General features: G+C 38.4%; 23 protein-coding genes. 10 read left to right on the top strand and 13 right to left on the bottom strand.

The window, feature by feature from the left end; all coding sequences use genetic code 11:
* Positions 1–60: 60 nt before the first annotated feature.
* The 5 genes from P0077_RS10585 to P0077_RS10605 form a co-directional block, all read right to left on the bottom strand.
* On the bottom strand, positions 61–1545 hold the full coding sequence (locus P0077_RS10585) for a cellulose synthase family protein (protein ID WP_276169146.1): 1485 nt from the start codon (positions 1543–1545) through the stop codon (positions 61–63).
* Between the two features lies 1 nt (position 1546).
* Positions 1547–2242 (bottom strand): glycosyltransferase family 2 protein, encoded by a 696-nt coding sequence (locus P0077_RS10590; RefSeq protein WP_276169147.1) that lies wholly within the window; start codon positions 2240–2242, stop codon positions 1547–1549.
* Positions 2243–2291: 49 nt separating this feature from the next.
* Complete coding sequence (locus P0077_RS10595) at positions 2292–2774, bottom strand: toxin-antitoxin system YwqK family antitoxin (RefSeq protein WP_276169148.1); 483 nt, start codon at positions 2772–2774, stop codon at positions 2292–2294.
* A gap of 85 nt (positions 2775–2859) precedes the next feature.
* Positions 2860–4452 (bottom strand): 4Fe-4S binding protein, encoded by a 1593-nt coding sequence (locus P0077_RS10600; protein WP_276169149.1) that lies wholly within the window; start codon positions 4450–4452, stop codon positions 2860–2862.
* Positions 4453–4521: 69 nt separating this feature from the next.
* Entirely contained in the window at positions 4522–5871 is a 1350-nt protein-coding gene (locus P0077_RS10605) for an NAD(P)/FAD-dependent oxidoreductase (protein ID WP_276169150.1), read from the bottom strand.
* 237 nt (positions 5872–6108) lie between these two features.
* On the opposite strand from P0077_RS10605, the gene P0077_RS10610 reads away from it, so the two are divergent.
* The 5 genes from P0077_RS10610 (at position 6109) to P0077_RS10630 (ending at position 10865) form a co-directional block, all read left to right on the top strand.
* Positions 6109–6828, top strand: coding sequence for a DUF547 domain-containing protein (locus P0077_RS10610; protein ID WP_276169151.1), 720 nt, complete (start codon positions 6109–6111; stop codon positions 6826–6828).
* A gap of 33 nt (positions 6829–6861) precedes the next feature.
* Positions 6862–7752 (top strand): hypothetical protein, encoded by an 891-nt coding sequence (locus P0077_RS10615; RefSeq protein ID WP_276169152.1) that lies wholly within the window; start codon positions 6862–6864, stop codon positions 7750–7752.
* A gap of 45 nt (positions 7753–7797) precedes the next feature.
* Positions 7798–8799 (top strand): glycoside hydrolase family 113, encoded by a 1002-nt coding sequence (locus P0077_RS10620; protein ID WP_276169153.1) that lies wholly within the window; start codon positions 7798–7800, stop codon positions 8797–8799.
* A 1-nt stretch (position 8800) separates the two neighbouring features.
* Entirely contained in the window at positions 8801–9520 is a 720-nt protein-coding gene (locus tag P0077_RS10625; protein ID WP_276169154.1) for a hypothetical protein, read from the top strand.
* A gap of 79 nt (positions 9521–9599) precedes the next feature.
* Complete coding sequence (locus tag P0077_RS10630) at positions 9600–10865, top strand: BamA/TamA family outer membrane protein (protein ID WP_276169155.1); 1266 nt, start codon at positions 9600–9602, stop codon at positions 10863–10865.
* On the opposite strand, the gene def is transcribed toward P0077_RS10630, so the two are convergent.
* From def to P0077_RS10645, 3 genes are read right to left on the bottom strand one after another with little or no spacing between them, the layout of a single operon-like run.
* Positions 10866–11396 carry a peptide deformylase gene (def, locus tag P0077_RS10635; RefSeq protein WP_276165233.1) on the bottom strand — a complete coding sequence of 177 codons (531 nt, stop codon included), beginning with the start codon at positions 11394–11396 and terminating at the stop codon, positions 10866–10868. It lies immediately after the preceding gene.
* A gap of 10 nt (positions 11397–11406) precedes the next feature.
* Entirely contained in the window at positions 11407–12222 is an 816-nt protein-coding gene (locus P0077_RS10640) for a DUF6503 family protein (protein WP_276165234.1), read from the bottom strand.
* A gap of 8 nt (positions 12223–12230) precedes the next feature.
* Positions 12231–12992, bottom strand: coding sequence for a VOC family protein (locus tag P0077_RS10645; protein WP_276165235.1), 762 nt, complete (start codon positions 12990–12992; stop codon positions 12231–12233).
* 23 nt (positions 12993–13015) lie between these two features.
* On the opposite strand from P0077_RS10645, the gene P0077_RS10650 reads away from it, so the two are divergent.
* The 5 genes from P0077_RS10650 (at position 13016) to P0077_RS10670 (ending at position 17405) form a co-directional block, all read left to right on the top strand.
* Positions 13016–13762 carry an SDR family NAD(P)-dependent oxidoreductase gene (locus P0077_RS10650; protein WP_276165236.1) on the top strand — a complete coding sequence of 249 codons (747 nt, stop codon included), beginning with the start codon at positions 13016–13018 and terminating at the stop codon, positions 13760–13762.
* 100 nt (positions 13763–13862) lie between these two features.
* The gene (locus P0077_RS10655) at positions 13863–14165 is read left to right on the top strand and encodes a carboxymuconolactone decarboxylase family protein (RefSeq protein ID WP_276165237.1); all 303 of its coding nucleotides are present in this window, start codon (positions 13863–13865) and stop codon (positions 14163–14165) included.
* Positions 14166–14167: 2 nt separating this feature from the next.
* Positions 14168–15205: a flavin monoamine oxidase family protein gene (locus tag P0077_RS10660; RefSeq protein ID WP_276165238.1), complete on the top strand. Its 1038-nt coding sequence runs from the start codon at positions 14168–14170 to the stop codon at positions 15203–15205.
* Between the two features lie 65 nt (positions 15206–15270).
* Entirely contained in the window at positions 15271–16152 is an 882-nt protein-coding gene (locus tag P0077_RS10665) for an AraC family transcriptional regulator (RefSeq protein WP_276165239.1), read from the top strand.
* 179 nt (positions 16153–16331) lie between these two features.
* Positions 16332–17405: an N-acetylmuramoyl-L-alanine amidase family protein gene (locus P0077_RS10670; protein ID WP_276165240.1), complete on the top strand. Its 1074-nt coding sequence runs from the start codon at positions 16332–16334 to the stop codon at positions 17403–17405.
* On the opposite strand, the gene P0077_RS10675 is transcribed toward P0077_RS10670, so the two are convergent.
* The 5 genes from P0077_RS10675 to P0077_RS10695 all read right to left on the bottom strand — a co-directional run bounded on the left by P0077_RS10675 (position 17402) and on the right by P0077_RS10695 (position 20995).
* Positions 17402–18106 carry a TIGR04283 family arsenosugar biosynthesis glycosyltransferase gene (locus tag P0077_RS10675; protein WP_276165241.1) on the bottom strand — a complete coding sequence of 235 codons (705 nt, stop codon included), beginning with the start codon at positions 18104–18106 and terminating at the stop codon, positions 17402–17404. The two genes, P0077_RS10670 and P0077_RS10675, sit on opposite strands and share 4 nt — an antisense overlap.
* Positions 18093–18839 (bottom strand): DUF547 domain-containing protein, encoded by a 747-nt coding sequence (locus tag P0077_RS10680; RefSeq protein ID WP_276165242.1) that lies wholly within the window; start codon positions 18837–18839, stop codon positions 18093–18095. The genes P0077_RS10675 and P0077_RS10680 overlap by 14 nt, the downstream gene beginning before the upstream one ends.
* A 114-nt stretch (positions 18840–18953) precedes the next feature.
* On the bottom strand, positions 18954–19769 hold the full coding sequence (locus P0077_RS10685; RefSeq protein WP_276165243.1) for a purine-nucleoside phosphorylase: 816 nt from the start codon (positions 19767–19769) through the stop codon (positions 18954–18956).
* A complete protein-coding gene (locus P0077_RS10690; RefSeq protein WP_349292946.1) occupies positions 19766–20443 on the bottom strand; it encodes a TIGR04282 family arsenosugar biosynthesis glycosyltransferase in 678 nt (225 codons plus the stop codon). Before P0077_RS10690 ends, P0077_RS10685 begins: the two co-directional genes overlap by 4 nt.
* A gap of 60 nt (positions 20444–20503) precedes the next feature.
* Entirely contained in the window at positions 20504–20995 is a 492-nt protein-coding gene (locus tag P0077_RS10695) for a rhodanese-like domain-containing protein (protein WP_276165244.1), read from the bottom strand.
* Positions 20996–21012: the final 17 nt, after the last annotated feature.

The following is a 21012-nucleotide window of genomic DNA, read 5'->3' on the forward strand; positions in this document are numbered from 1 at the left end:
CCGAAAAAATAAGAAATTTAAATGGACTTGCTGGACTTTTGCCAATATTAGATCGGTGTATTACGCACGAGCTGTAAGCGACTTGGTGAAAACAAACCCAAAGCCTACAAAGAGCATAAAATGAAAAGGGAAAAGACCAAAATCGTTCAAGGGAACGGCGCTATACATTCCAAAAAGGAAATAAAGCATAAGAACGGCCTCCAGAATCATATTGGGAGACAATTTTTTGGTTAGGTACTTGTTGCCCTTCCATGAGTCCGTAATATTGTTCAAATTGAATTTAGGCGTCCGTACAAATTCACTTCTTTTGCCCATATGACCTTCAAGAACAGCAATTGAATTGTGTAAAGAAAAGCCCAATGCAACAGAAAAGAAAGTGAAAAATATTTTAATATAATCCACAAAATTGTCAAACCCGCTTCCCTGTATACTCTTGTAAGTGAACCAATAACAAACAAAAAGAATAATTGTACTTAAAACAAAGAAACTCAATAGGGTAAAAACAATATCCAGTTGAGGATATATTGCTTTGATATACATGGCAGGTATGCTCAATAATGAGACCAGGAACACACATAAGAACATGGAACTGTTCAATAAGTGCATTACGCCGTGAAATTTAGTTTTAAAAGAAATATTTTTAGCGGTAATTACACTAAAAACTGTCTTTCTAAAGTTTTCCGCACCGCCTTTGTTCCAACGGAACTGTTGTGAACGTGCCGCGCTGATTACTACAGGAAGTTCTGCAGGAGTCTCAACATCTTCTAGGTACTTGAATTTCCAGTTCTTAAGCTGTGCACGATAGCTAAGGTCCAAATCTTCGGTTAGCGTGTCACCTTCCCAGTTTCCCGCATCAATGATGCATTCTTTTCTCCAAATACCTGCGGTACCGTTAAAATTGATAAAGTGTCCTTTGGCATTCCTGCCTACTTGTTCTAGCGTAAAATGGGCATCCAAAGCAAAAGCTTGAATACGCGTTAAGGTAGAATACTCTCGGTTTATATGGCCCCAGCGTGTTTGCACAACACCTATTTCAGGGTCTTTAAAGTAAAGTACGGTCTTTTTTAACCAATCGCCGGAAGGCATAAAATCGGCATCAAAAATGGCAATAAACTCACCTTTTGCAATTTCCAGCCCTTCTTTTAATGCGCCGGCCTTAAAGCCTTGGCGATTTTCTCGGCGTATATGTTGAATGTCAAGACCAGTTTCCTTTAATGCTTTTACCCTTGCAGCGGTATCAACAACAGAATCATCTGTAGAATCATCAAGTACTTGAATTTCTAATTTGCTTTTTGGGTATTCTATTTTGGCAATGTTTTCCAAAAGCCGCTCCATTACATATTCTTCGTTATAGACAGGCAACTGTATAGTAACGTAAGGAATCTCTTTTGGATCTAGAAGATTGAATTTTGGGGCAATTTGGTTGCGCCTCTTGTACCCCAGGTAATTTACCAATAGGTTCAGTTGCGCCAAACTGTAGAAAAATATCAATAGTAGTGCTACACTATAGATTGCGAGAATAATGTAAGCAATGATTAACCCCATATTATTTTATGCTGTATTTGAAAATCCAACCTAATATTTTTATGCCCGCAAATATACTACCTTTTACGGTACCCGATACTTTTGACACACCAATTCTTTTTTTGTAACGTACTGGTACTTCGGTATATGCCAATTTTTGCTTCAAAGCCTTCAATTGCATCTCTACCGTCCACCCGTAAGTTTTATCCTCCATATTGAGTGTTAACAACTTAGGATATGCTATAGCCCTAAACGGACCAAGGTCCGTAAATGTTGCCCCAAACAATAATTTCATTAAAAAAGTAGCCAACCAATTGCCAAAAATTTGCTGAGGTGTCATGCTTCCCTCTTCTCTGAGTCGTTTTACACGAGCACCTATTACAAAATCAGCTTGTTTATTTAGTATCGGAGCGACAATTTTATCGAGCTCTTCAGGGTAATCTGAATAGTCTCCGTCAAGAAATACGATAATATCGGGTGCTTTGGATTGTTTGGAAATATAGTCCATGCCCATTAAACAGGCGTAGCCATAACCCATTCTGCTCTCGTTCAGAACGGTAGCTCCCGCTGCCGCCGCATTTTCGGCTGTTTTATCTGTGGAATTATTGTTTACTACTATAATTTCGGAGACCGATGTGGGGATTTCACGAATCACGGAAGCAATGGAATCTGCTTCGTTGAAAGCGGGAATTATGACCTTAATGTCTGGTTGTAGCATTAGTGAAACTTGTTAATTACTGTAGTTGTAGGGTGTAAGAAATAATGCATTATTTTAGGTCTGATAAGTTGTTTTCACGGCTAAAGCTACTAAAACTAAACCATTCCTTAATTTTTTTGCCATTTTGATATTTCTCGGCAGAAGTCAGTTTCTCATTGATATATTTAAGGCAATATCCGTTTTTTTGACCATTGCTCAGTTGGCACTTATGGTTTACTTTACCCATAGAATCATAAAATAACCACCAGTTTGATTTCTTCCCGTTTTTATAATGTCCCTCTTGTAAAGATTTGCCGTAACGGTCGTAAAAATGCCAATAGGCAATACGTTGGTCGTTTTTATAATGGCCTTGTTCGGATAGTTTTCCGTTCATGTGGTAGAATTTCCAATATTCTACTTTTTTACCGTTCAGTAGCCAACCTTCCGTTTTGATATTTCCATTCTCATAGAACTCTTTATGGTACACCGTACTGCTTTCGGTCTGAGATACCGAAATAGCAACAAGCAACAGTAAGAAAAGTTTTGAAAACATACTTGTATATAATTACGTTTTGGTCGCCCGGTTCATGCTTAACTTACCAGTTATGAGAACTAAACTTTTTTTTAGTGGTAGAGAATTATTTGTTGTTTACTAAATCCATTAAATCAACATCATTGCCTAAAAGCACATCTTTACCATTTATACGGCCTTCTAAAGGACCGTTTTCTAATTTTAATACACCACGTGGGCAAACGGCGGAGCATATTCCGCAACCGACACAGCTAGAGCGTACAATATTTTCTCCTTTTTGAGCATAGGCACGAACATCAATTCCCATTTCGCAATAGGTAGAGCAGTTACCACAAGAAATACATTGTCCTCCGTTTGTTGTAATTCTGAATTTTGAGAAAAGGCGTTGTTGAAAACCTAAAATAGCAGCCATTGGGCATCCGAAACGACACCATACACGATTACCGAAGATTGGGTAGAAACCAGTGCCAATAACTCCTGAGAAAATACTTCCGATTAAAAAGCCATATGATTTACGGAGACTCTCCGATTTAAATAGAAATACATTGCCCTCACCGCTTAAAAAGTGCATTCCGATTAAAGCCATGATAATGACGAAGTACCCAATTGCCCCATATTTCGCGTCTTTTTGTAATTGCTCGCGTTTATAGATCATCACCCATGCAAATACGGCCGTTAAAATAACTGCCACACTCACTAAAAAAGTAGTTTTTGTAAGCCAATATTTACTAGTGTCTGTACCCAAATAGGAATAGATAACAGCAGTGGTCATTAAAGTAACGAATACCACTACGCTATGAACCACCCACCGTTCTACTTTCCAGGCAAATTGACTCTTATCACTAAGATGACGGAAAGAATCTCCGGCAGTTTCAGCTAGTCCACCACATCCGCAGACCCAAGAGCAGTACCACCTTTTACCATATTTGTAAGTTAGGATTGGGGTAATGACAAAAATGGACAATATTCCAAAAATGAGAATTGCTAAACCAATATCGCCTGCATCTATTAAACTGTTTACACGGTAGCGTTCAAAGTTATAATAGTTAAGTGGCCAGATATTTTTAAGGTCATAATACGGAAGGGAAAAACCATCATGGTTTAGGCGAGCCATAAATTCCGGTATTAAGAATGCAAATGAAGTCTGAAAGAACATCACACTTACCGTTCTAAGTTTTTCGTAATTGTTGTGACGGTATTTCCATAAAAACTTAATACCGAATGCTAAAATCGCCACGGTATATAATGTGCCGTAAACAAACCATTGGCTGGCAGGATTGCCGCTTAAAAGTTTACTAAGTGGGTCAAAAAGAGCAATAACACCTGTGTTGTCCCCATCTTTAACCAAGCCCAGATATTGTGGGTAAAAGTATAGTATAATATAAAACCCGGTCAAGGCAATACCAGCTACCCAAGCCCAAAAACCGCGGCTAGAAATGGACTTGAACCAAACACCGTCATTCTTTATGCCAGGATGTTTGTTGGCATACGCAGCAGCGGAAAACCAGATAATACCAGCGAAAATAGAAGATAGTGCAACAGTAAGCCAGAGCCCTTTGTTGGGGAAATCAATGTTAAACAGGTTCAGTGCCAAAAGACCTAGGCCGACCATCCCTAGAACAGTGGCTAATTTTTGTTGTGTGCTTAGCGCCTTGGGCGGTTCGCCTGTTAAGGACATGCTTTTATCGTAAGTGCTCATATGTTTTCTATCGTTGATTGTATGTATGCTGAGTTTTTCAGTTTGTATGTGAGATTCCCTTGCGGGTGTTTATTTGGTAGTTTGGAAGATACGCTTCCAGCTTTTTTTCTTGGTGCGTATGTCGGTGCCCATTTGGGAATTATAGCTGGCTACGATTTCATCTTCGTAATGAGCGTAAAACTCAGGGTCAAAATTAGCGTCCTTTAAGTATTGTACCACATAATCTATATGTCGTTCGTTTGTAAGCCAACGGTCAAACATTTCATGGCGCATGCGGATACCGAACGTATTAATACCTAGAAATTTCTTGGTTTCTGTATGGTAGGCAATAGTAAGGCATATTTTTTCTGAAGGATGACGCCAATGAAAATGCGCTTCATATTCTTTTTTAGCTCTCTCGCTGAAAACCCAACCATAGGTTTGGTACTCTATATCAAGGAATTTAGCGGAGTTGAACCAGTGCCCTGGTTTGTATTCCGTTGTAATGCCACAAATGGTTTGGGCCAAAGCTTCACCCATCATACGGCCCGTGTACCAAACAGCTTCAATGGGTCTTCGGTTACCTATGGCTTCATGCTGCTCGGCACAATCGCCAATGGCATAAATGTCTTTTATATTGGTTTCAAGCAATCTATTTACCTTAACACCACGTCCTAGTTCAATGCCTGAATCTTTGAGAAAATCTATATTGGGTGTAACGCCAGCGGTAAGCCCTACTAAATTACATTCTATTGTTTCGTCTTTATCCGTTGTAATGGCTTTCACCCTGCCGTTGTCGTCAGGTATGATTTCAACAAGATTGGTTGCCAGTTTTAAATCGATGTGGTGTTCACTAATATGCTCGCTTATCATTTGAGACTCCCCATTTGGCAATACTCCGTTCCAAAAACTGTTTTCACGGACCAAGAATGTTACTGGAATTTCACGAGTGCGAAGCATTTCCGCTAGTTCAATACCTATAAGTCCACCACCTACAATAACCGCACGGTTGCATACATTGTTGTTAGGGGCGTTAATTTCTAGTTGGTCTAAATCTTGTTTTGAATATAAACCTTGAACTCCTTTCAAATCTTGACCTGGCCAACCAAACTTGTTGGGTTTGGACCCTGTGGCTATAACTAGCTTATCGTAGGTTAACTCTTTGTCTCCTGATAAAATTAGGGTCTTGTTCTTATGGTCTACTGAAGTAACAAAAGCTTTGAGTAGCTCTATTCTATTTTTTTTCCAAAACCAATTTTCATAGGGTTGGGTATGTTCAAATTTCATATGGCCCATGTAAACATACATTAAGGCGGTACGAGAAAAGAAATAATCGGTTTCTGCCGATACAATGGTAATCTTTTTATCGGAAAGCTTTCGGATGTGCCTTGCCACTGTTACCCCTGAAATTCCGTTGCCAATAATGACGATATGTTCCATATGCTAATTTGATTATTGCGAATTCTGTCGTTCTTAAAGGTAATACCTTAATGGCCTGTTGTAATTTAGAACGATTTTAAATTTTTGCGATTTATGTAAGGTTTTATAGGGAAAACCGAACTCGTAAGGCCTTGATTTTAAAAATTTTAAACAAATATCAAAAAATCTTATTTTTTTGTATGGATGTTAAAATCGTCTCGACAGAAGCCACAAGAGTAACAACAAAAACTACTATTTATGAGATATTTAATACTGGCCGCGGTTCTTTCTTTGATCACTATATCGGCAACTTTCGGACAAAGTACCGCTGACTTTTTTACAAAGGCGGATGCCTTTTTTAAGACCCATATCACGGATGGCCGTGTTAATTACGCCGCTATAAAAACAAACCCTGCAGAATTAAATGAATTGTTGGAAGCGGCTAAGAATATACAAGTTTCAGAGGCCAATACCAATGAGTATCAAGCGTTCTATATTAATGGGTATAATTTGTTGGTGATAAAAGGTATTGTGGATAACTATCCTTTAAAATCGCCTTTGGACGTTGGTGGTTTTTTTGATGGTAAGAAATACGAAATAGGAGGAAATAAGACCACTCTTAATGATATTGAGAACAAATTGCTACGTGCAAAATTTCCATCTGAAGCGCGTTTTCATTTTGTGTTGGTTTGTGGTGGTTTAGGGTGTCCTCCCATAATAAACAAAGCGTATATGCGTGCTACTTTGGATGCGCAGTTAGAAAAGCAGACCAAATTGGCTATAAACAACCCGCAGTTCATACAATTCAATAAAAATAAAGTGAAAATCTCTCAAATTTTTGAATGGTATAAAGGTGATTTTACCCAAAACGGACAAAGTTTGGTAGGCTTTATAAACAAGTATAGATCGGAACAGCTACCAGAGAAAACCAAGGTTTCTTACTACCCGTATGATTGGACATTGAACGAAACCAAGTAATAGCCATCAACCTTTAATTTTAAACTAAAATTTATGAAATCAATACAAAGAAATCTTTTTCTTTCAGGTCTTCTTTTGGCCACAACCATGGTATTTGCGCAAGATGATACCAACGATGATGATAACTCTACGCAAAGTAATATTCAGCAATACACACCTTCCAAACTAATTGGTAAAGGGCAGATAGATATAAAATGGTTCAATAACCTATACACCCAGACTGAAAGTACTTTTAGTGAGGGCAAGGAGCCAAGGCAAACATTTTTCACTTCTACATTAGAGGCTTATACTGGTGTTGGAGAGAATAAAAGATGGAATGTAGGGGCCATTTTTGAATTTCGCTCTAACGTAGTCGGAGGTAGAGATGCGTTGGACGTCTTTAAATTTGATGGGGAGGATAATACGGCGCGTTCCGGTCTCACTTCAATTGCACCGTCCGTTAAGTTTGTGCCTTTTAGATCTATTAGTAATTTCTCTATTCAGAGTTCGTTCTTCATTCCTTTGGTGGATAACGAAACCGAGAATGGTGTTTTCTTGGACCAAAAAGGCTTCATCTGGCAAAACCGTTTTTTTTATGATTATACTTTTCCTGGAAATAAATGGCAATTGTTTAGTGAGCTGAACTCAGAATTGAGTTTTGGAGATAAAGAAGAGAGTTTTGCCAATAACAGCCTAAACTTAACGCCAGGTATATTTTTGAGTTACTTTCCAAGCTCTAAATTTACCGTTTTAGCCTTGGCCCAACACTCGCAACGTTTGGATTTAGGTAATGATTTTGGACAGGATTTCACTGCATTAGGCGGTGGCGCAAAATACCAATTAACCAATGCACTGAACTTAGAGGCTTTGTATACCAACTTTGTAAGGGGTAGCAATACGGGTCTTGGCCAAACCTTTAATTTGGGTTTACGGGCAATTTTCTAAGACATAATCATAAATACTGTATTTTAGGGGTCTTAATAACGATACATGCGTAGATTAGGACTCTTTTTTTTGTGCCTGCTTCAGTTTTCCTGTTCCAGTCAGGTTAAAGAAAAAATTAACGGTGTAAGCTTTGTAGCCTCCAGGAATGAGGTCTTACAAGAGCATATTGATGATGTAAAGGAAGTCAATGCCAATCATGCCGCCGTAATGCCTTTTGGTTTTATTAGGGATATAGCTTCTCCCGAAATCGTTTTTAATACGGAGCGCCAGTGGTTTGGGGAGACCAAACAGGGTGCCATGCAGTATATAGATCTATTGCACAAGAATGGTATTAAGACTATGGTGAAGCCCCAGATATGGATTTGGAAAGGCGAGTTTACGGGAACCTTACATATGAACTCTGAGGAGGATTGGAAAAAACTTGAAGCCGCCTATGATTCGTTCATTTTGGCTTATGCTAAAATGGCCCAAGAAAGCCAGTCCGAAATATTTTGCATTGGTACTGAACTTGAGAAATTTGTGGTAAATAGACCGGAGTACTGGCATGAGTTGATCACAAAAATCAGAACCGTTTATGACGGAAAACTTACCTATGCTTCCAATTGGGATGAATATTCGCGAGTTCCTTTTTGGGAAGATTTGGATTATATAGGAATTGATGCGTATTTTCCGCTGTCTGAAGAAAAAACACCAACTGTAGAACAATTGCAGGAAGGTTGGCAAAGGTGGAAGGGAGATATAGCTGCACTTTCAGAAAAAACAGGAAAGCCTGTTTTATTTACTGAATTTGGTTATCGAAGTATGGATTATACCGCTCACAAACCCTGGTTGGTAGATAGGAACGAAGATAAAGTAAACCTAACGGCACAAGTAAATGCTAAAAAAGCCATTTTTAATGAGTTCTGGGGTGAAGATTGGTTTGCAGGGGGGTATGTCTGGAAGTGGTTTATGGATCACGGGAAGTCAGGAGGAGAAAAGGATAATAGATTTACACCACAAAATAAGCCGGCACAAGAAGTTATAAAAGAAGTCTATAAAAAATATTGATATGCGTTCAGTCATTTTTTTTGCTCTATTGGTTATTTCTGTAAGCTGTTCATCGGATTTGGAAGATCAAGATGCTACGCTAAAAGAAGGTTTAACCGATCGTACCCGTGTACTAGACAATGTTATAGCGTGTGCGGCCAGTAATGAAAATGATGATTTGGTCAGTGTGTTCTTCTACCCACGAGATGGGGCTACCAATATTCGTTATTATGAGACGGAACATCTTAATGTGTCAAAAACCGATTTTGACAAGTACTACCGCTTAGATGTTCCATCATTTGATGTGTTTAATGGATATTTAAAGAAATTTGAAGTGGCTATTTCTAAGGAGAGATGGGTGATTATTACGTTTGAAGAGGACGGTAAGATCCATGTGTCAAACCCTATTCGGATAAAACATTTTACCAAACCTACGGAATACGTTTCCCAAAATATTAAAATTGATTCACTCCAAACTGGAAGACCTGTTTTTTCATGGGAAGACGGTAAGTATACGGATTCTAAAATCTATTTTCAGGTGGTGTCGGATGAGTCGGATAATTTGCTTTCAGGTACATATACCTACGATACTAGTTTTCAATTTTACAACCTAGACAACGTAGTCCTGAATATCACCGAAGGAAACCCGCTTGCTTTAAAATCGGAATCAACCTATAACTTTACATTAATGGCGGTAAGTGAAGACAATTGGGTGAATCTTATTTCCGAGGTAGAGTTTTAGCGTACGGAGATTATAGTTTTTATAGAACAGATATCTTATATTGAACATAAATTTCATTTTTACTCCCACAGTTTAAAGTATGATTAGAAAAATACTTCTGTTTTCTATTATAATATTAAATGGAGTGTTTTCACAAGCGCAAGAAGGAACTGTTTTAAACGTTGAAATACAAGGAGCAAAACGTACCAAACCCACTTTTTTAAAAAACCTGGTTAGTTTAAGATCAGGAATGGTGCTGGATTCAGTTGTTTTGGAACATGATGTTGCCCGTTTACAGCGACTTCCGGCTATTTCACATGCCTATTATCAAGTTTTTACGTCAGATGCTAATGAGCACACTGTCTTCTATTCTGTAGAGGAGAACTTCACCTTAATTCCGTTTGCCAATCTTTTTTCGTCTTCCAATGATGCTTTTGCCTTTAGGCTGGGGCTACAAGAATTCAATCTTTTTGGTAGGAATATAACCTTGGGCGGCTTTTATCAATATGATGTTTTTAATTCTTATGGACTGGCCGTACGTGCTCCGCACTTGTTTAGTAGAACTACAGGTCTCTCTGTTAGTTATAACGATTTTACTACTCAAGAACCCGTTTTCTTTGATGGAACCACAGCAGACTATAGGTATAATAATACTGGGTTTGAAGTGATGGGGCTGCATGAATTCAACTTTAAAAACCGGATAGAATTAGGAGGGAGTCTCTTTACTGAAGACTACAGGTACCTGTCCGGAGCTACAAGTGCCAATGTGCCAAGAACACTGAAAGTAGATAAGCATCTATTTAAACTCATTTACAATTACGAAAACATCAAATACTATTTTTATTTTTTAGATGGATTTAGAAGTACCTTAAATTTTCAATATGTAGGTAGTACCAGTACCAACTTGCCTGAATTCTTAATAGGGTTTAACGACTTTGTGTTTTTTAAAAGAGTAGGGGACAGGGGCAATTGGGCAAATAGGCTTCGTCTAGGGTTGGCAAGTAATGTAAACACGCCTTTTGCACCTTTTACCGTAGATAACAACCTGAACATACGAGGGGTTGGAAATACAATTGATAGAGGAACGGGAGCTATTGTTTTTAATACGGAGTATCGTCATACCCTAATAGAGGAAGATTGGTTTGTTTTACAAAGCAATTTTTTTGTTGACGGAGGGTCATGGCGAAATCCAGGCGGTAGCTTTGATGACTTCTCTCATAAAAGCAATATCCGTATTTACCCAGGTGTGGGGCTTAGACTGATGCATAAACGCATCTTTAATGCTATCTTCAGAATAGATTATGGGTACGGAATTACCAAGGATGCCTCCAGGGGTATTGTTTTTGGGATTGGGCAGTATTTTTAACTAGACCTTCCAATAGGTGTCATACTCTTCTTGAAAGGTTAAAGTCTTCATATTCGGCATACGGTCTATCAATAAAATTCCGTTGAGGTGGTCTAATTCATGTTGTGCCACGATTGCCGAGAAGTCATCAAGCACTTTTTCAAACTTTTCTCCCTTTATGTCAAGTCCGCTTAATTTTACCTTTTTGTAACGTTTTAACCTGCCGCGTATTCCGGGTATGGAAAGACAACCTTCCCAACCTTCTACTTCTTCAGAAGACAAAGGCTCTATTTCAGGATTTATAACTGTAGTTAGGGCAAAAGACCCTTTATCTGGGTAGCGGTCGTTCTTTTTCATTTCCATGGCAAAGACTCTTTTGAGTACACCTACTTGTATGGCCGCAATTCCCGCTCCACTTTCTGCTCGCATGGTTTCCACAAGGTCTGCTAAAAACTGCTGAAATTTGGGAGAGGTTATTTCGTCCTGTCCAACTTCTTTGGATACCTTTCTCAATAGAGGGTTCCCCATTTTTATCACATCAAGAACAGCCATATTTTCTAATTTATTGCGCTAAATTTACAACGTTCTCCGTTTCTATTTTTGAAAGTTCTTCCAATTCTCCTTTTTGAAATAAAGAAGGCAATTCTGTAAGTGGAGTACCTATTGGTGCTTTGTAATTTACATAATCTTGGAATATAATGCCGTCTACGGTCCTACGATTGTATGCACTTCTGAAGCGTACGCCTCCATCGTTTGTTTCGTATTTATAAGCTAGGTAATCTATGGTTTTGGATTCAACATTTATCCAGTACATAAAAACATCATCATGGTCTGTGCCACCTCCTTTTTGGTCAAAAGTAACCTCAATAGCTTTGTAGTCGGTATCTTTAATTTTTACATTTTCCACGTATTTTTTATGTACCGCTTTATCGTTTAGCTTGTGGGGTAATGTGGCAAAATAAATAACAGAATTTAAGGCTTCGGTGTATTTAGTGTTGTCTTTAGGTGATAATGTAACCGGTTGTTCATTTAGGGTACGCAATAATTTTCCATTGTTAAGAAAGTCAATGGTTTTATCCCCGTTTTCGGTCATAGTCGTCGTATAAATATACTTGTTGCCATTGTTTTGGAATGTATAGTCCTTATCGCGAAACGTAAAACCATAATGTGCTTTGTTATATCGGCTTCCTCCATGTGCAATAATGGCCTCTAGAACTACTATTTCTGCTTCGTCAGGTTCGTCCCTTTGGATAGAGTCGTCCATGGGTTTCGTAAGTTTTGGAACCTCCTTTTCTGCAGTTTTTTCTTTTTCTTTTGATTTGCATGAGGATAATCCTAATAGTAGGGTTAGAGTGAAAAGGTAAAAAGTAACTTTCATAAATAGGTTTAGATTTCAACTACCCCGTTTGGGCATTGTATAATAGCTTTAATGTTAATGTTTTCATTGGGTTCTATTCGTAAATGTACGCCCAAGTTTTTAAATGTGACTTTTAATAGGTCGGGATTTGGATGTGTGCCATACAATTCAATTAATTTACATTCCATATTAGGTAAAGCGTCATGCGGATGTGTTTCCGTTTGGCTCCAATCTACCATAAAAGGTATAAGCTCTACTTCTGGGGTCGGCAGTGGAAGAATAAGCTGCCATTTTAAAAGGGAGCCATTTGCCGTATTTCTACTTCCGCCGGTGATTTTTCCCATCTCGGGGTGATATTGTTTTACTATTTCCGCATCTTTTTCAAGCTGTGCGGATTTTAGGGCCCAACGAGTTATTTGGTCTTTTTTAAGGACGTCAATTCCCATCCATCTAGGAGGGAGTATATTTTTATTGTCATCATCGGCCGCTAGAAGCTCAAGATAAGTGCCGTTATCCAAATTTATAAGTGCATTTTTAGTGCCTTGGGTGGCGTGGTATCCTCCAAAAATTGCCTTAACCCCAAGTTTCTTTTCTAAAGTTAAGGTGGCATCCTCTAAATCTAGTACCGTATAAACGATGTGGTCCAATGACCTAGGTTTAATATGTATCGATTTCATATATCCTAAAGGTATTTGAAAAGTAGGAAGTTTGATTATCTGTTTCTCAAAATTACCATGGATTCTCCTTATAGTGCCGTTCTCGGCTATAGAAGCAAAATACCTTTGTCCCATCAATAATTATAAAAGAATTGACTATGAAACGAGCATTGATTATAGGAGGTAGTAGTGGAATTGGAAAAGCAACGGCACAAAACCTTTTAAATGAAGGTCTAGAAGTACATGTGGTTGGTACTAATCCTGAAAAACTTGAAACTTTTAAAGAAGAAGCTACAGGAAATTTGGTTACCCATAAGGTTGATATTACCAGTGCGAACGAATTGGACGGCTTAAATGCGGAAATAAGTGGTTGGGATAATTTGGATTACTTAGTGAATGCTTCAGGTATTTTTGGTCCCAAACCATTTTTAGACCATACTGTGGCGGATTATGATTCGTATATGGATTTGAATAGAGGGTTCTACTTTATTACTCAATCCGCAGCTAAAAAAATGGCCGCTACAGGTGGTGGGTCTATTGTAAACGTAGGTTCTATGTGGGCCAAACAAGCGGTGAAAGCAACTCCTTCAACGGCATATTCCATGCAAAAGGCAGGTTTACATTCGCTTACACAGCATTTGGCCATGGAGTTGGCAGATGCTAAAATCCGTGTAAATGCGGTATCTCCAGCGGTAGTTCAAACACCGGTTTATGATAGTGTTTTTGGAGGGAAAGAAGAGGCCAATGAGGCTTTGCAAGGTTTTCATGGTTTTCACCCCATTGGGCGATATGGAAAACCAGAAGATGTTGCCAATACCATTTCCTTTTTACTTTCGGATAAAGCTTCATGGGTAACAGGTGCTATTTGGGATACAGATGGTGGTGTAATGTCCGGAAGAAACTAAATACAAATAATAAATGTGGGAAGATGGAGGCAATTTGTTGTCTGACAAGTAAGTATATGAATTGCTCCATTTTTCTTCACATATAAAAACTAGCGAAGTTATGTACGATATGAAGAATCTAGAGCATTTAAAAACTCTAGGAAAAGAATCAGAAAAGACAATGAAGGCTTTTTGGGCTTTTGATCAAGCGGCTTTGGCAGATGGCGCTATACCAAAAAAGTATAAAGAATTAATGGCAATTGCTGTAGCTTTGACCACACAATGTCCTTATTGTCTTGAAATACACAAAGATGCGGCAATAGCAGCTGGAGCCACACAAGAGGAGCTGGCGGAAGTAACCATGATTTCTGCAGCATTAAGAGCGGGAGCAGCAGTAGTACACGGAACACATTTAATGAAATAAGTTTGAAAGGGAATTTTTCTAAATATATTATCGTAGGTGCAGGGCTTTCGGGTCTTACATATGCATATAAGTTATTTAATAAAGGTGAAACCAGTTTTACGGTTCTTGAATCTCGAGACCGTATTGGAGGGCGAATCGTAACCCGAGACAGGATTGATTATGGGGCTACGTGGTTCCAGACGCACCATCAAGAAGTTATAGCACTTTTAGATGAGCTTGGTGTTGAGAAATACCATCAATATAATAAAGGGAAGAGTATATTGGTCTATAGTACCATGGCGCCCGAACATTATTTTGAGAATGACCCAAATACACCATCTGCCTACCGTATTAAAGGAAATTCACAAGCTTTGATTCAAGCATTGGCTAAACCTGTATTGGACAAAATACAGGTCAGTACCAAAGTTTTGAGCGTTACAGAAACAGAAGATGGAGTACGGGTAGAAACCGATAAAGGTATATTTTATGGCGAGAAGGTTATTGTTACCGTTCCACCAAAAATTGCTACCCGTATTTCTTTTTCTCCTGAATTACCAGTTGAGGTTGGAGCGGTGATGGGTAAGACCCACACTTGGATGAGCAATGCCATAAAAGTAGGGTTAACGTTTAAGGAGCCATTTTGGCGAAATAAGGATTTTTCAGGAATGGTCATTGGTCAAGTAGGTGCGGTTACTGAACTTTATGACCATAATGACGCCGAAAACGAGCATTATGCTTTGATGGGTTTTGTAAACGAAGGACTTCGCGATACATCGGCCGAGAATAGAAAACAACGCATTTTGGATTATCTGACCAAATATCTGGGAACTGAAACCTTAGATTACCTTACCTATGAAGAAAAAGATTGGTCTCAAGATTGGCATACCTCATGTGAAAGTATCAAATCTGTTTATATGAGTCCGTCCTATGGAAACCCCGTTTTTGACAGAAATTATATGAACGGTAAATTGCGGTTTTCGGGAGCCGAAACTTCACCTGTTCATGGCGGATATATGGACGGTGCCATTTATAGCGGAATTCAAACGGTGGAAAAATTATAAATCGGGACGTTAGTGATGCATTTTTTTTCCGACGAATAGATCATAACCGTTTATAAACGAATTGAATGCGGCATTCAAAAAATAAAATTGAACAGTACCATTTGCATAAAATGCATCCTGGAAAGCTTCAATTTGAACTATATGACTTACATACGTATAGAAAAAAAAGTGGCAATTTGGCTGCTGTGCCCCACTCACATAGTTATTATCAAATTATATGGTTTTTTAAAGAAGGGGGAACACACACCGTAGATTTTAAAAAGTATGATATAAGAAAGAATACGGTACTATTTGTCACTAGAGACCAAGTGCATGCTTTTGATGACAATGAAGATGTTCAAGGTTGGCTTATTCATTTTAACGAAAGTTTTTTTAAGCACACCGATGTAGATATGTTTTTGAAGTTCAACATTTTTCATATGTTGGATAAGCCTTGTTATACTATTGAAGAGGGAGTTTTAAACGTTGCATCAACATATATAACTCTAATTCAAAATGAATTGGAACAACGGGATAGGTTTGGATATGAAGATATTATCCGTTTTTTATTGAAGTCCTTTTTAATTCAATTGGAACGTATACATCATGAAAATGATAGTAGGCCCATTCAACTTAATAGTCTGTACGAAAGACAGTTTTTTGACTTTAAAGAACTTATAGAGGTGCATTTTAAGGAAGGGTTGTCTGTAAACGAGTATGCTAGTTTGTTACATATTTCTTCCAAAACATTAGTTACCCTTACCAATACTGTTGTGGGCAAGTCGCCTTCTCAGGTTATTGCAGAGCGCACCATTTTAGAGGCCAAACGCCTAGTACGGTTTACGGGACTTCAGATTAATGAAATTGCTTTCCGATTGGGGTTTGAAGATGCATCGTATTTTGTAAAATACTTTAAAAGGCACCTAGGTAAATCTCCCAAAAGTTATCGACAAAGTCAATTTACTTGATTAATTGGTTAAAAAATAGACTGTTGAAGAAATCGTTAACTAAATTCTTCTAGGTCTTGTTATTTTATCTTTTTCGTTCTTTAATTTTGTTTCACATAGTTTTTAGGCATTGTTTTTGATTTTCTGGGATTAGTAGGTTCTACTAAGCAGATGTTCATTTGGTTTTGATACAGTTTTTAATGAAGTACATTTTTTCTTATCGTTTTAGGGCAGTTGGTCTTTTGGTCGTTGCCATTGGTTTCACTATGTCGGCTTTTTCTCAAGATACGATTCATACGGTAGTTGCCGAAAGGGGAGATGGTATACTTTCACTATTGAGAAAACAAGGAGTTGATCCATATGATCATTATGATGATTTTATATCCATGAATATTGAAAATCTACGGGACGGTGTTCATTTGTATGCGGGGCGGACCTATAAAATTCCGAATGCAGATATTGATACGGTTGAAGTTGTAGATTCCATTCAGAGAAAGACCAAGGAGATTAAAAAAATTGAAGGGAAGCGTTATGCTATTTTTGGAAAAGACCACGAAACCGTTATACCAAATAGTGAGAAGCTGAAGGATGCTGTCTATTACCTGGTTTCCGGTCATGGAGGTCCGGACCCTGGGGCAATGGCAACCTACGGAGGGAAATCAATCGCCGAAGATGAGTACGCTTACGATATTACATTGCGTCTTGCCAAAGAGTTATTGTCTCATGGCGCTACGGTTTACATTATAATAAGAGATGAAAATGACGGGATTAGGGATGAGCGTATTTTGGAGATAGACCATGATGAGGTTGCTTATCCTAATAAGAGAATTCCATTAAATCAGGTGGCGCGCTTAAAGCAACGTGTGGATATCGTAAACAATTTGCATAGAAAAAATAGAGGGAAGTATCAACGATTAATAGTTACCCATATTGATAGTCGTAGTGTGGGGCAGAATATTGATGTGTTTTTCTATCACCATGAAAAGAGCAAGAACGGTAAAAAGTTGGCCGAGAGCATACATAAGACCTTTCAACTAAAATATAAACAATATCAGCCTAACCGCACTTATTCCGGAACTTTTGAAGATAGGACCTCTTTGTATTTGGTAAAAAAGACGCATCCGGCTATGACTTTTATTGAAGTTGGGAATATACGGAACAAGAAAGACCAAAGACGTATTCTTGAGCCCGAAAACCGACAAGCATTGGCAAAATGGATAAGCGAAGGCGTTTTGCTAGATTTTGAACTGGGTGAAATAGGCCCAATTCGCTAAACCGAAATTTTCCGTTTGTAGTAGTCGTATAATTGTTCCGGTCCCGCACCCAAATAATTCTTAAGGTGCATCATTCCAAAATGGTATTGTAAGGTTACCATACCGCGTTCTTCATACCTTCTAGCGGAAGTTTTTACGTGCCGAGGCAAGATTTTAAAAACGGTGCTTTTGTAAAGCCTGCTTATAAATTCGTTATCCTCGTAGACTACATAGTCTTCATTAAAACCGCCTGAGCTTTTAAAAAGTTGCTTGGTAATAAATAAAGACTGGTCCCCACCGCGACACAGTTTATGGTTGACTCTTGTAAACCACGCAAAAAAGCTTAGAAAATTACTGTTGCTATCAAATTTCATCTGAAAACAGCCCGTTTGGTAACCGCTTTCTACCGCATCTATAATAGACTGATCAAAATCTCTAGGAGGTAAGGTGTCCGCATGCAGAAAATAGAGGATGGAGCCTTTTGCTTGTTGCGCTCCATAGTTCAATTGTTTGGCCCTGCCTTTGTAGGAGTGAATAACCTTTGCCCCGGATTGTTCGGCAATTGACACGGTATGGTCTGTACTCCCGCCATCAACAACCAATATTTCATTGATATTTGTAGGGGAGCTGTTCGCGGTTAAGTAATTGATTATTTTAGCAATACCATTTGCTTCGTTCAATACCGGAATTACTATGCTTATTTGGAGTTTATTTTTTTTCATTCAAACTCCAATCGTATGTAACGTATGTGATTTTTGCCTTTGGATTTATATCTGTGTGGCTATATTTTTTGATATAATCGATAAGACTACCGTTTTCGGTAAAATCCTTTTTATACCATTTAAAAATATTCGAAAGCTGTAATTTTTCTTTAGAAAGAACATTTCTAGTGGGGTCGTTTACAAAGTCTTCGGAAGCTTTCTGCAACTGACTCTCTAATTTTGATACCGTATATGCTTCGTTTAGCAATTTGGGACAAGAAAAAGAAGCACAGTTTATAGCAAAATGAATGCGAGGCTCATCCATTTTACGGAGAATTTTATGCTCAATATCACCCAGAGAAAAAGTTTCTTCTCCAACTTTCACCCATTCATTGCCCCAAGGGTCCTTAATATCCTTGATGCTCTTTGTGGGATAGTGGTTTAAAATTAACTGTACCGTTGCTGAATTATAGAGGTTAATGTAATAGGCCAAACCTTCTTCTTTGGACCAACTTTTGGATGGTGTGGTATTCCCTAGATAATCTAAATATGAACTAAGCGCATCTTGGTCTGTTTTAAAACCTTTATAATCTACATTACCAGAGTCGTCCACATACTTTTTTAAAAGAGAATTCCAGGAACTGTGGTCTAAAACTTCGTTTTTGGTGTTTCCCGTAAACTGGTGAATGGGCATTTCTTTCCCTCCAAAAAGAGAAAAAAGTCCCGCTAAGGAAAATAGTGATACAACTGTCATTTTAGCCATTAGTTTAAATTGCATAGGGTTTGGTAACTAGCTATAAGTAGTATTACAACTCAAAAACTTACAACATCCATTCAACTGAATTTTATAAAAACCAAAATGTACAGGCTACAAAGTCTTTATTAATTCCTTAAAAAGCTTCACCATTTTTGGCTCCGCGGTTTCTGCCGTTTCAATGATTCGCTGTATGTCTACGCTTTTTAGATTGTCCGGGTCACATTCATCCGTAATTACGGAAACGGCAACTATGGGCAGATTTAAATGGTTTGCTACAATTACCTCAGGTACTGTGCTCATTCCTACAGCATCGGCACCAATGATTTTTAGCATTCGGTATTCTGCCTTGGTTTCTAATTGTGGGCCTACTACTGAAGCATAAACACCTCCGTACAGGGTAATATCCTCTTTTTGGGCAATTGCAAGTAGGCTTTTGCGCATAGGAACATCATAGGGTTCGGACATGTCCGTGAAACGGTCTCCAAATTTCCCTACACCTTTAAAAGCAAGTGGAGAGCCGCCTTGAAGGTTGATATGGTCTTCAATTAGCATTAAATCCCCTTCTTTATAATCCAGGTTAATGGCTCCGGCAGCATTGGAAATGAACAGTTTTTTTATGCCCAGTTGGTGCATAACACGAATAGGGTACGTAATATCTAGAAAATCATAACCTTCATATAGATGGAAGCGCCCTTGCATGACCACGGCCTTTTTGCCTTCTATAGTACCATAAATGAGTTTTCCAGAGTGAAATTCTACGGTAGCCAGCGGAAAAAAAGGAATATGGTTGTAATGCGCCTCAATAGGGTCCTCTATCTGTTCTGCTAGTTTGCCTAGACCGGTACCTAGTACAATACCAATTTCAGGCGTATCAAAACCCTTGCTCTGTAGGTAGGCAACGGATTCGTTTAATTGCTTTTGGATCATGTTTTAATGTGTTTTAAATAGGGCTGAAAAGCTTCTACGTCCTTAATATCCTCGTAAATATCAACATCGTTTCGCTCTTCTAAAATATGATATTTTTCGTTTTTTAAATCGTTTAAGGTGTCGGCAAGGACAGTTTTGTTCCCCCAGTTTTTTTGAACGAATAACTCTGGTTTAAAGCGGTTCATGCCCAGAAGATAATACCCGCCGTCTTCAGCTGGCCCAATTACAAAATCGTTTTTCTTTAATTCCGAAAAAGCATTTTGGATGTCTTTTTGGTCCAGGTCAAACATATCGCTGCCAATAACAATGATTCGCTCATAGCCGGAAGCAAATCCGTCTTGAAAGGCCTTTGCCATGCGAATGCCCAAATCATTGCCTTGCTGTAATCTTTTGTCGAATATACTCGGACTCCATATGTCGTCCGCCCAGATTTCTTCGGAATACCAAACCTGTTTTGCGGCGCTTAGGTTTTTTGTAATGTCTACCGTATGATTTAGTAGAAACTTATATATGTCTAAAGCTACTTCATTACCAACAGTCGCTGCCAACCGGGTTTTGCACTTGCCCGATTGTGGGTTTCGCGTAAAAATGAGCAATAGATTTTTTGAAGCTACATTGGTATAATTTACCGTGGCGGCTTCTTTTTGTTTTTCTTTAGGGGTTATAAAACTCAAATGATTATTTTTTTAGAATTTGTCGCCAAAACAGGGCATCTATTACGGACTCAAATGAAACTAGTACACTTTTTCTCCTGTTTTAAGTAGTTTCCCCCAATATTTATTGAAAGCATGTACGCGCTCGGTTTCGTTTCCTATGGTGTCATAAACGGGAAGCCCTTCGTTTTTCCATTCAAAAATGCCTCCGTATAGATTTTTCACATTGGTGTAGCCTGCTTTTTCCAATTTCTCACCAATATTTTCGGAACGGACCCCAATAGAACAGTAAACGACAATTTCACTGTCTTTATTTTGGACTTTCTGAACAACGGAATCCAGCTGAAAAGTATCATAACCCACCCAGATAGCATCTTTTAAATGGCTCACCTCGTATTCGGCCTTCTCGCGGGCATCTAATAATATAGGGCCTGTGGTAGAGTCAAGAGCTGTTACGTGAATATAATCAACAGATTCTTTGTTCAGCTTTTTTAAGGTTTTATCGATTTTACTTTGAGAAAAAGAAACCGAAGCAATACAGAGAAATAGAATTGGGGATAATTTTGTTTTCATGACAATTAAACTTGAAG

The organism is Zobellia alginiliquefaciens (assembly GCF_029323795.1).
In the GTDB taxonomy this organism is placed as follows: Bacteria; Bacteroidota; Bacteroidia; order Flavobacteriales; family Flavobacteriaceae; genus Zobellia; species Zobellia alginiliquefaciens.